The organism is Providencia sp. JGM181 (assembly GCF_018257375.1).
Lineage (GTDB): Bacteria > Pseudomonadota > Gammaproteobacteria > Enterobacterales > Enterobacteriaceae > Providencia > Providencia lanzhouensis.
Genome location: NZ_JAERJY010000120.1, coordinates 1 through 11,471, shown reverse-complemented (window position 1 = coordinate 11,471; position 11,471 = coordinate 1). Strand labels below are relative to the sequence as shown.

8 protein-coding genes are annotated in these 11,471 nt (G+C 43.8%); 3 read left to right on the top strand and 5 right to left on the bottom strand.

Annotated features, from left to right (window positions below; genetic code table 11):
* Window positions 1–541 precede the first annotated feature (541 nt).
* Window positions 542–973, bottom strand: a complete 432-nt coding sequence (gene exbD / locus JK188_RS13785; protein ID WP_036950331.1) for a TonB system transport protein ExbD — start codon at window positions 971–973, stop codon at window positions 542–544.
* Between the two features lie 5 nt (window positions 974–978).
* Window positions 979–1,920 carry a tonB-system energizer ExbB gene (gene exbB / locus JK188_RS13780; protein WP_211886686.1) on the bottom strand — a complete coding sequence of 314 codons (942 nt, stop codon included), beginning with the start codon at window positions 1,918–1,920 and terminating at the stop codon, window positions 979–981.
* Between the two features lie 353 nt (window positions 1,921–2,273).
* Between exbB and metC the strand changes: the two genes are divergently transcribed.
* From metC to JK188_RS13765, 3 genes are all read left to right on the top strand, one after another.
* The gene (gene metC / locus JK188_RS13775) at window positions 2,274–3,458 is read left to right on the top strand and encodes a cystathionine beta-lyase (RefSeq protein WP_211886688.1); all 1,185 of its coding nucleotides are present in this window, start codon (window positions 2,274–2,276) and stop codon (window positions 3,456–3,458) included.
* Window positions 3,459–3,596: 138 nt separating this feature from the next.
* On the top strand, window positions 3,597–4,271 hold the full coding sequence (locus JK188_RS13770) for a DedA family protein (RefSeq protein WP_211886690.1): 675 nt from the start codon (window positions 3,597–3,599) through the stop codon (window positions 4,269–4,271).
* Window positions 4,272–4,409: 138 nt separating this feature from the next.
* A complete protein-coding gene (locus JK188_RS13765) occupies window positions 4,410–5,309 on the top strand; it encodes a PhzF family phenazine biosynthesis protein (RefSeq protein WP_211886692.1) in 900 nt (299 codons plus the stop codon).
* A gap of 87 nt (window positions 5,310–5,396) precedes the next feature.
* Here JK188_RS13765 and JK188_RS13760 read toward each other — a convergent pair whose 3' ends face one another.
* From JK188_RS13760 to carA, 3 genes are all read right to left on the bottom strand, one after another.
* On the bottom strand, window positions 5,397–6,422 hold the full coding sequence (locus JK188_RS13760) for a MerR family transcriptional regulator (protein ID WP_211886694.1): 1,026 nt from the start codon (window positions 6,420–6,422) through the stop codon (window positions 5,397–5,399).
* A gap of 166 nt (window positions 6,423–6,588) precedes the next feature.
* The gene (gene carB, locus JK188_RS13755) at window positions 6,589–9,810 is read right to left on the bottom strand and encodes a carbamoyl-phosphate synthase large subunit (RefSeq protein ID WP_211886697.1); all 3,222 of its coding nucleotides are present in this window, start codon (window positions 9,808–9,810) and stop codon (window positions 6,589–6,591) included.
* A 14-nt stretch (window positions 9,811–9,824) separates the two neighbouring features.
* Window positions 9,825–10,988 carry a glutamine-hydrolyzing carbamoyl-phosphate synthase small subunit gene (gene carA, locus JK188_RS13750; protein WP_211886699.1) on the bottom strand — a complete coding sequence of 388 codons (1,164 nt, stop codon included), beginning with the start codon at window positions 10,986–10,988 and terminating at the stop codon, window positions 9,825–9,827.
* Between the last annotated feature and the right edge of the window lie 483 nt (window positions 10,989–11,471).

The window sequence follows — 11,471 nt, the reverse complement described above, 5'->3', positions numbered from 1 at the left end:
TTTTTTATCATTTCAATTAGAGTTAAATGTATTAATAATTTTTATTATTCTCTCTTTTTGTTTTAATTTCATCTAACGAGTTAACCCTGCTGTTATTTTGAACGATGATATCGCCTTTATTCATGATTATTCTAATAATCAGCAAGTTCCATGATAACTCACACAAAAGACTCCAAAATAGATACTCCTAATTAGAGTATCTAGCAAAATTACTCTGTATATGAATAATCCCGCACAATATGGATGGTTTATTTTCAATTAACCTTATCAAGTCTTTTTTAAAAGTGATTTTATGTGAGCAGAATTTAAAATCACTCTAACTTAAATAAAATCAGAAGAAATTCCGCATAAAATTAAACCTTTTGTTTGTGAAACTATAAAGAGAGGGCATTTTTTTATCAAAAATGTTGCAAGAATATGCAAAAGATATGATGAATAAAAATTGATAGGCATAAAAAAATGCGTTTTATCTCAAAGCATCAACGTGAAAATGTCACCCGCGATACAGAGATAAAACGCATGATTACGTGAAACAACTTAGCTATTTAGCGTTAGCCGCGGTTGCTTCCATACCGACTAAACCAATCTTGAGATACCCCGATTGACGCAACGCATTCATTACATCCATCATCGTTTCATAATCCACACTTTTATCCGCTTGGAAGAAAATTGTGGTTTCTTTATTGGTGTTTGTGGCTTGATCAAGGGTTGAACCTAACTGCTCTTTACTGACCGCTTGCTCGCCGATAAATAGCTGACTATCTGATTTCACAGTTAAGAATACTGGCTTTTCTGGTCGAGGCTGAGGCTTCGCAGTGGAAGCAGGTAAGTCGACTTTAATATCAACGGTAGCCAGTGGCGCTGCAACCATAAAGATAATCAGCAGAACCAACATAACATCGATAAACGGTGTTACGTTGATTTCATGCATTTCACCGCTATCGTCTTGTTCGTCACCTAAACGCATTGCCATAATAATTACCTTGCTTTGCTGTTTGCCAGATCGAGGTCACGCCCCAGTAACAATGCTGCTTGTGCAGCAACATCACCCACTTGACCACGATAGTTGTTGATCATACGAGCAAAAATATTATAGATAACCACCGCAGGAATCGCCGCGATAAGACCGATTGCCGTTGCCAGCAACGCTTCTGCGATCCCTGGAGCAACAACGGCTAAGTTTGTGGTTTGTGAGTGAGCAATACCAATGAAGCTGTTCATGATCCCCCACACGGTACCGAATAGACCGACAAATGGAGAAATCGCACCAATAGTTGCTAAATAGCCATTTCCACGTCCCATATAACGGCTGATTGCAGCAACCGCCCTTTCTAAACGGAAACCTGTACGGTCTTTAATACCCGCAAGATCTTGGCTGTTTGCCGAAAGCGCTCTTTCTGTTGTCGCTTCAGCTAATAACATGCGCGTAATGCTACCTGCTTTAAACCCTTCCGCGATAGATACCGCTTCATCAAGAGATTTTACTTCTGCAATTGCTTTTGCTTCATCTTTTAAACGACGACGTGCAATTAAAATCTCACTTCCTTTGGATAAGAATAGCGCCCATGTAATCACGGATGCGAGTAACAGACCAATCATCACCGTTTTTACAACAACATCTGCGTTTTGGTACATACCCCAAACCGATAAATCCTGATCAAAACCGCCACCGTGAGCTTCAGTCGCAATCTCAACATTTTCAGTCACTACCGTATTTGTCACGACAGATTCCGGTGTTGCCGCTGGAGTTGCAGTTGCTTGAGTCGCAGTCACTTCCGTTGTGGAAGGTGTATTTGCAGGAGCTGCTGTTGAACCTTGGTTAGCTACTGGTGTAGTAGGTGTGACAGCGGGTGTTGTTTCTGCGGATGCCGTGCCCATTAAGCCGATCGCCAATAGAATAGAAGCTGTTAATTTACGCATCAGTTGGCCTTTACTCTCTTATTTTGTGTTGTATAAAAAAATTTATATCGATGATTGTGCCATTCATCGACTAACCATTAAAAGCGAAATTTGATTCACGCATTCATCTCTTTTCGTCAAGATGTCAGATAATATCAAACACACCACGAATTGATAGTAATTATCATTAGTATTCGCAATTTTTTGTCGCTTATCAACATAACCCTTAGAGAGACGACTCGATTTGCTGCTTGATAATGAAGAAAATTCAGCTAACCACTTTAGTTCTTGCTCTGGTAGACCAAAATCATTTAACGTCAGGTGATAACTTAGCCAATCATTTGATTTTCTATCGGTAAATAAGGGATAGCTCAATGGCAAACATAAGACCAGAAACCCAGCTCGTGCATCTTGGTAGAAACCCTAAATTCACTCAAAAAGGGGTAAACCCAGTTATTCAACGTACCTCCTCCGTGATTTTTGATTCGGTAGAAGATAAAAAGCACGCGGTACACAATCGTGCGAATGGCGTATTAATGTATGGTCGCCGAGGTACACAGACCCATTTTGCTTTCCAAGAAGCGATGACCGAATTGGAATGTGGGGCAGGCTGTGTTCTTTATCCTTCAGGTGCAGCAGCGATCACCAATGCCATTATGTCATTTATCAGCGCGGGGGATCATATTCTGGTCACGGGGTCAGCCTATGACCCGACACAAAACTTCTGCGACAAAATCCTCACTAATTTGAATGTTGAAACGAATTATTTCGACCCATTGATTGGCGCAAAAATTACCGATTTAATCCGTCCAAATACCAAAATTGTTTTTTTGGAATCGCCTGGTTCTATCACTATGGAAGTCCATGACCTTCCTGCTATCGTAAAAGCCATTCGTCAAAAATCCCCAGAAATTATTATCATGATCGATAATACATGGGCTGCGGGTGTCTTACTCAAACCTCTTTTATTTGATGTAGATGTCTCTATTCAATCCGCGACAAAGTACATTAATGGTCATTCAGATGGCATGTTAGGGGTCGCTGTTGCCAACCAGCGCTGCATCGAAACCTTACGGGAAAACTCATATTTATTGGGGCAAACTGCCGATCCTGATACCGTTTACATGGCAGGTCGAGGGCTTCACACCTTACCAACCCGCCTCAAGCAGCATGAAGCGAACAGTTTAGCCGTCGCAAACTGGTTAGATGAGCACCCCGCTGTGGCACGTGTTTTTCACCCTGCACTTCCAAGCCACCCTGGGCATGAATTCTTTAAACGAGACTTTAGTGGCTGTAACGGTTTGTTTTCGTTTCAATTAAATTCGCGGTTATCCCCTAAACAGTTCAGCGATTTTCTCGACCACTTTAGCCATTTTAAAATGGGGTATTCATGGGGCGGGTTTGAATCACTGATCCTTGGTTATCAAACCGAAGATTTACTCAGTATGCGCCAATATGATTATCAGCCTGATAGCGGGTCGTTTTTCCGTCTACATGTCGGCTTAGAACACCCGCAAGATCTCATTGATGATTTACAACGTGCTTTCGCGCGTATTTAAACATCAACATTCCTTCCTTAATTATTAGGCAGTTAATCGCTGCCTTTTAGATAATTACCCAAACAAATCAAACTAGGCTGACATTTTTCCTGTAATATAGAGCCCAATAATTCGCTTTATGCAGATACAGGAACGATTATGGAAGTCATACGCGAAATCGTACTGGCACTTTGGCAACACGATTTTATGAAGCTCGCCAACCCAGAAGTTCTCTGGGTCATTTACACCGTACTCTTTGTGGTGATTGTATTAGAAAATGGCGTGCTCCCCGCCGCATTTTTACCCGGTGATACCCTTTTACTGCTTTCTGGTGCACTGATTGCCAAAGGTGTTTTGCACTTTTTCCCCACAATCTTGCTGTTGGCAACGGCTGCGAGTTTAGGCTGCTGGCTTGGATTTGTTCAAGGGCGTTGGTTAAGCGAAACGAAGATAGTTAAACGCTGGCTTTCTCAACTCCCTGAGGAATATCATAAAAAAGCCAATGATATGTTTAACCGACAAGGTTTGTATGCATTATTGATCGGGCGCTTTCTGGCATTTGTGAGAACGCTACTGCCATTGTTAGCGGGATTATCCGATTTAAGCCACCGCCGTTTCCAGTTATTCAACTGGCTTAGCGGGTTATTGTGGGTCGGTATTATTGTGACTTTGGGCTATGCCGTTAACCAAATTCCTTTCGTTAAAGAGCATGAACAAGTCGTGATCACCGCGCTGATGATCATCCCTGTTGTGCTGTTGGTCAGTGGTTTGATTGGCTCCATTATCGTCTACTGGAAACATCGTAAAGCTTTAAAAGGCAGCAAAGAAAGCTAAATTGCACGCCTAAATTTCACGCGACCAACACAAATTTTAGTGTTTGGTCGCCGCGACAAAACCCACATCTACCTCTCAATATGCGCCCCTTTCATCCCCATAAATAATAAAAAAGCGCTTAATTAGCTTGGAGTCACTATGCAAAACTCGGTAATGCCTACAGATAAACACACGCTTGACGTTCACCTTGTAAACTCATTTACTCGAAATAACACGGGTGGAAACCCCGCAGGAGTCGTGCTCAATCCCCCGAAACTCAATGATGCACAAAAAATTGCGATTGCTCGCCAAGTGGGATTTTCCGAAACGGCGTTTGTCTATACCGATGCAAGTGTAGGTGAAAAAACGGATTTTAAAGTGGATTTTTTCACCCCTGAAAGTGAAGTGGACTTTTGTGGACATGCGACATTGGCGGTCTTTTTTACCCTATTTTCACTGAACCAATTGGGCGCAGGTACCTATTCCCAAAAAACCAAAGCAGGGATTTTAAATGTTACGGTCAGTGCTGATGGGGTCATTATGCAACAAACTCTTCCCGTTAGCCGCCAAGGACCTGATGTGAATGCCGTCGCTGCCGCATTAGGTATCCCAACTGAGACAATCACGGAAACAGGCTTACCCATTGAAATTATCTCCACTGGATTACCTGATATTTTAGTCCCCGTGCAATCCAATCAATTAGATAATTTAAAACCTAATTATGATGCTATCGCACAACTGAGCCGTGAATTTGACTCGATTGGTTTTCATGTTTTTGAGTTAAGCCAGTCGCCTTCCTTTACTGCTCATTGCCGAAATTTTGCTCCGCTATACGGGATTAATGAAGAGTCCGCAACTGGTAGCGCCAGTGGTGCTCTTGGCTGCTATCTGGTGAAACATGTCTTCCCCACAGAAACCCATTTTCTGTTAGAACAAGGGCGGGCAATGGGATGCTCCTCGCAAATTCAAGTGGAAATTTCTCATCAAGATCAGGCTATCGGCCGAGTTTGTGTGGGTGGACAAGCCGCAACAATCGGTATCCAAACCGTCCATTTTTAGTCTACTAACCCACCCAAAACAAAAAAGTCGCGGCATATTCTGTCGCGACTTTGATATCAAAATATGGATTGCTAACTTACGCTATTATTACTTCGCCAATAAGCAACTAATGGCAGAAAATAGATACTGCCCAATTTCTGGCGTCATCCAAGTTCCTTGAGAAATCACCGGATCTTCACGATAAATCGTGCGGATTTTTTCCTGCAATAGCGGATCGCCCCCAGTAAATTGGTTAAACATGGTTAACCACATTCCCGCCAGCTTCTGTACATTTGGCGAATCTGGAGTATCTCCCGCTTTCAATGCATTATAAATTCCTGAAATAAATTCAGGCCACACTTTGCCAGATTCAAAATAATGCTGGCTAACAAAAGTAAATTGCTCTGCGGTTAAATGGGGTTTAAAACGCGATAGTTGGTACTCACTAAAGCCCCGAGCTACAAAGTCAATCATCGCTTCGGTGATCCCTGTCGAGAACATTAGCTCATTATCGGTTAAGTGAATTTGATTTAAACGCGCAAAGAAATCAGGGTTTCCGCCCGTATCTCTTTCCAAGGCAGTCATCCACTCAACAGCGACAGCTTGTACTTCGGCTGATTTCGGTGATTCACCTTTTTCCATTAACGATTTTACTGTGGCGACCCGCTGCTGCCACTCTTGATTTTTCAATGTGTTCGCCGTGTATAGCGGCAATTGCTCAAGCTCTTGAGGGGTAAAATATTTATCAAACATCGACATCATCTCCAATAATGAAAACCAATCAGCCTGAGTGGGGTTATCTCCCTGCTGCATTTGCTGCTGTAACCGCTCGAGGCGTGAACGCAGTTTTTCAATCTGCTTCATCTGCTCGGTTAACAGACTAATACGCTCTTGCAGCAAAAGAGAGATATCGCCACTGTGACCATCAAGTAACTCACCGATGTCTTTCAGTTTGACTCCCACCTGACGCAGCATCTGAATTTGCGTCAAGCGTTCAATACATTGCATATTATAGAGTCGATAACCTGCATCGGTTCTGGCAGTCGGCAGTAATAAACCAATCTCTTCATAATGATGAAGGGTACGAATGGTTAATCCTGTTTTCTCTGCGATCTCACCCACTTGAAATAGCATCTACGCCTCCTGTCCTGAAATGCAGGTTAGTGCCTCACGTTACGTGAGGGTCAATCACTATTGTGCACTATTTTCCATTTATTTTAATTTATTCCACTTTTCGCTAACCATAAAAAAACCCCAGAGGTGATAACACCGCTGGGGTTAATAATCATCGAATCAATAATTATTTAATTAATGCGTGCATCTCTTGTACAGAAATCACTTTATCCGTTGGGTCTGCGCTCAGAGATAACGCCGTCGCAAAGCCACCGTTGAGGGTTGTATCATAGTGAACTTTGTAACGCAGTGCGCTGCCACGAATGAGTTTTGAATCTTCAATCGCTTGGCGACCGGCTGTGGTATTCACGATGTAGTTATACTCACCATTCTTAATACGGTCTTGAATGTGTGGACGACCTTCATGCACTTTGTTAACTAAGCGAGGGTTGATGCCCGCTTCACCTAATACAATCGCCGTTCCGTGAGTCGCGTCTAACTCAAAGCCGTGTTTCAGCAGTTTCGCCGCTAAATCAACAACTTTGGTTTTATCCCCTTCACGAACAGACAGCAGTGCGCGACCAGATTTCTTCATGGTTGAGTTGCTGCCTAACATCGCTTTAGCGAATGCTTCAGCAAATGTGCGGCCAACACCCATCACTTCACCCGTTGAGCGCATTTCTGGCCCGAGGATTGGGTCAACACCTTGGAACTTGTTGAATGGCAGAACCACTTCTTTGACTGAGTAGTAAGGCGGAATGACTTCTTCAGTCACGCCTTGCTGAGTCAATGTTTGACCCGCCATAACACGCGCGGCAACTTTCGCTAGTGGTACGCCTGTTGCTTTAGAAACGAATGGCACCGTTCTTGCTGCTCGCGGGTTCACTTCAATCAGGTAAACTTCGTTGTTCTTCACCGCAAACTGAACGTTCATCAGACCGCGAACGCGTAATTCGAATGCCAGGCTGCGCACTTGTTCACGCATCACATCCTGAATTTCTTGGCTTAATGTATAAGCTGGCAGTGAACATGCGGAGTCACCTGAGTGAACACCCGCTTGCTCAATGTGCTCCATAATTCCGCCAATCAGCACCATTTCACCGTCGCAGATTGCATCTACGTCCACTTCAATCGCATCATCAAGGAAGCGGTCTAATAGGACTGGCGCATCGTTAGACACACTCACCGCGGTTTGGAAGTAGCGACGCAGGTCAACTTCGTCATAGACGATTTCCATCGCACGACCGCCCAGTACATAAGATGGACGAACCACCAGCGGATAGCCGATACCCGCTGCTTTTTCAACAGCTTGTTCGATAGTTGCAACAGTGGCGTTTTGTGGCTGTTTCAAGTTTAAGCGGTTAACCGCTTGTTGGAAACGCTCACGGTCTTCTGCACGGTCAATCGCATCTGGGCTCGTACCAATAACCGGCACACCCGCGGCTTCTAATGCACGCGCTAATTTCAGTGGCGTTTGACCACCGTACTGAACAATCACCCCTTTCGGCTGTTCAATACGGACGATTTCTAACACATCTTCCAGTGTCACTGGCTCGAAATAGAGGCGGTCAGAGGTGTCGTAGTCCGTTGAAACGGTTTCAGGGTTACAGTTGACCATGATGGTTTCATAACCATCTTCGCGCAGCGCTAATGAAGCGTGTACGCAGCAGTAGTCAAATTCGATACCTTGCCCGATACGGTTTGGACCGCCACCTAATACCATGATTTTTGGTTTATCGTTGTTTGGATTGGATTCGCATTCGTCTTCATAAGTCGAGTACATATACGCAGTGTCGGTCGCAAACTCTGCCGCACAGGTATCTACACGCTTATAAACTGGATGTAAATCATAACCTTGACGTAACTTACGTAATTCAGCTTCAGACACACCCACTAAACTTGCCAGACGTGCATCCGCAAAACCTTTGCGCTTCAGTTGGCGTAAGAAATCTTTAGTTAGACCATTGATACCTAACTCTGCCACTTCGTTTTCTAAGCGCACCAGCTCTTCAATTTGCACTAAGAACCAGCGGTCGATATTGGTCAGGTTGAAAATACCGTCGATAGATAAGCCTGCGCGGAATGCATCAGCGATGTACCAAATACGGTCAGAGCCCGCATCTTTCAGCTCACGGCGAATGCGAGTTAACGACTCTGGGTCTTCCTGATTCACTTTCGGGTCGAAGCCTGTTGCGCCGACTTCCAGACCACGCAGTGCTTTTTGCATAGATTCTTGGAATGTGCGACCGATAGCCATCACCTCACCCACTGATTTCATTTGGGTGGTCAGACGATCATTGCTTCCTGCAAATTTTTCGAAGTTAAAGCGAGGAATTTTGGTCACAACGTAGTCGATTGACGGCTCAAATGACGCAGGAGTACGGCCGCCTGTGATGTCATTCATCAGCTCATCGAGGGTGTAACCGACCGCTAATTTTGCAGCGATTTTAGCAATTGGGAAGCCCGTTGCTTTTGACGCGAGTGCGGATGAACGAGAAACACGCGGGTTCATCTCGATAACGATTAAGCGACCATCTTTCGGGTTAACGGCGAACTGAACGTTAGAGCCCCCTGTTTCAACACCGATTTCACGCAGTACTGCCATCGAGGCATCACGCATGATTTGGTATTCTTTATCTGTCAGTGTTTGCGCAGGCGCGACGGTGATGGAGTCACCCGTGTGAATTCCCATTGCGTCGAAGTTTTCAATGGAGCAGACGATAATGCAGTTATCTTTCTTATCGCGAACCACTTCCATTTCATACTCTTTCCAACCAATTAACGATTCATCGATCAACAGTTCGTTAGTTGGGGATAAATCTAAACCACGAGTACAGATTTCTTCAAATTCTTCACGGTTATACGCGATACCGCCACCGGAACCACCCATAGTGAATGATGGACGAATGATACACGGGAAACCAACATCATCAGCAACGGCGTTGGCTTCTTCCATTGTGTGTGCGATACCTGAACGCGCAGTGCCTAAACCGATTTTTTTCATCGCTTTATCAAAGCGTTGACGGTCTTCTGCTTTATCAATCGCATCCGCAGTTGCACCAATCATGGTCACACCAAATTCAGCCAGTACACCTTGGCGTTCAAGCTCAAGGGCACAGTTCAGCGCGGTTTGCCCACCCATAGTTGGTAATACTGCATCTGGGCGCTCTTTTTCAATGATTTTACGTACCACTTCCCAGTGAATTGGCTCGATGTAGGTTGCATCCGCCATTTCTGGGTCAGTCATGATAGTCGCAGGGTTCGAGTTCACCAGAATAACGCGGTAGCCTTCTTCTCTCAGAGCTTTACACGCTTGTGCACCTGAATAGTCAAACTCACACGCTTGGCCGATAACAATCGGGCCTGCACCGAGGATCAGAATGCTTTTAATATCTGTACGTTTTGCCATTTTCTTGCTCCCGATTATTTTGCGTTTGAACGTGGTGTGTTTTGACGGTATTCGTTGATTAAATCAATGAAGTGGTCAAAAAGACCTGCAGCATCATGAGGACCAGAACTGGCTTCTGGGTGACCTTGGAAACTGAATGCCGGTTTATCTGTGCGATGGATACCTTGTAAAGTGCCATCAAACAGCGATTTGTGTGTCACACGCAATGTGTCGGGTAGTGTGGATTCATCAACCGCAAAACCGTGGTTTTGAGCTGTGATCATCACCACGTCTTTGTCTAAATCTTTAACTGGGTGGTTAGCACCGTGGTGACCAAACTTCATCTTCACGGTATTGGCGCCGCTTGCTAATGCTAGTAATTGGTGACCTAAGCAGATGCCAAATACTGGAATTTCAGTTTTTAAGAATTCTTGGATGGCATTAATAGCGTAGTCACAAGGAGCCGGGTCACCAGGACCGTTTGATAAGAAAATCCCATCTGGGTTCATCGCTAACACCGCTTCTGCTGGTGTTGTTGCTGGAACGACGGTTAAGCGGCAACCACGGTCAACTAACATACGCAGAATATTGCGCTTTGCACCAAAATCGTAAGCAATAACGTGTAATGGCAGCTCATCTTCTTTGCTTGCTGCTGGTTGTCCTTCTTCTAAGTTCCAAGAGCGTTGAGTCCAGCTGTAAATCTCTTTGGTGCAAACTTCTTTTGCTAAATCTAAGCCATTTAAACCTGAGAAGCTGCGTGCTTTTTCTAAAGCCAGCGCCGCATCTGGGTTATCCCCTGCGATGATGCAACCGTTTTGTGCGCCTTTTTCTCTTAACAGGCGGGTTAATTTGCGCGTGTCGATATCCGCGATAGCCACCACATTGTGGCGTTTCAGATATTCAGACAAGCCTTCCTGACCACGAAAGTTACTGTAGATTAATGGTAAGTCGCGAATGATAAGGCCTTGAGCGTGTACGTTAGGAGATTCTTCGTCATCAGCATTAGTGCCGACATTACCAATATGGGGATAAGTGAGAGTAACAATTTGGCGGGAATAGGAAGGGTCAGTAATTATTTCTTGATATCCGGTCATTGAAGTATTGAAAACGACTTCTCCAATAGCGGCCCCTTCAGCACCAATGGCGCGCCCGTGGAATTGGGTTCCGTCTTCCAGAACCAATATAGCTGACTTAATCAAAACATCCTCCGGAGAATAATCAATCATATTTTTTGCATATTAATTCAGATTTTGCGATCTAAATCAATGCCAAAATGAGTTTTTAAGCAAATTTTTGGCAAATTGCGCGCATTCTAATGATGGGATAGAGTCTTGTCTAGAAAAAAATGCATTTTTTTCACTTTTAGCTTACTTTTTTGCATTCTTACCTGTTTTTTCTATAGAAGGCTAATGAAATAACTATTCATGGGTAAAAAAGCAAACGGTTAATAGCGAAGAAAAGTGCAAAACGGATAATAGCGCAGACAAGGGAGGATCTAAAGTGCAATTTTTGAGTAAAAAAGAGAAAAATCGATATGAAAACAATGAAAAATGACAAGCTAGATTTAATTTAATAAATAGAAAACCATAAATCAGAGACTTCAAATGAAGCCATCTGATTTTAAACAAGAAATTATTTTAAATAAAACTATAAATTATCAAGATTAAGGACATCTTTCATAT

Bases quoted from the DNA above. Each gene is read 5' to 3' on its own strand.
- exbD (WP_036950331.1), bottom strand. From the start codon at position 973: ATGGCAATGCGTTTAGGTGACGAACAAGACGATAGCGGTGAAATGCAT.
- exbB (WP_211886686.1), bottom strand. From the start codon at position 1,920: ATGCGTAAATTAACAGCTTCTATTCTATTGGCGATCGGCTTAATGGGC.
- metC (WP_211886688.1), top strand. From the start codon at position 2,274: ATGGCAAACATAAGACCAGAAACCCAGCTCGTGCATCTTGGTAGAAAC.
- JK188_RS13770 (WP_211886690.1), top strand. From the start codon at position 3,597: ATGGAAGTCATACGCGAAATCGTACTGGCACTTTGGCAACACGATTTT.
- JK188_RS13765 (WP_211886692.1), top strand. From the start codon at position 4,410: ATGCAAAACTCGGTAATGCCTACAGATAAACACACGCTTGACGTTCAC.
- JK188_RS13760 (WP_211886694.1), bottom strand. From the start codon at position 6,422: ATGCTATTTCAAGTGGGTGAGATCGCAGAGAAAACAGGATTAACCATT.
- carB (WP_211886697.1), bottom strand. From the start codon at position 9,810: ATGGCAAAACGTACAGATATTAAAAGCATTCTGATCCTCGGTGCAGGC.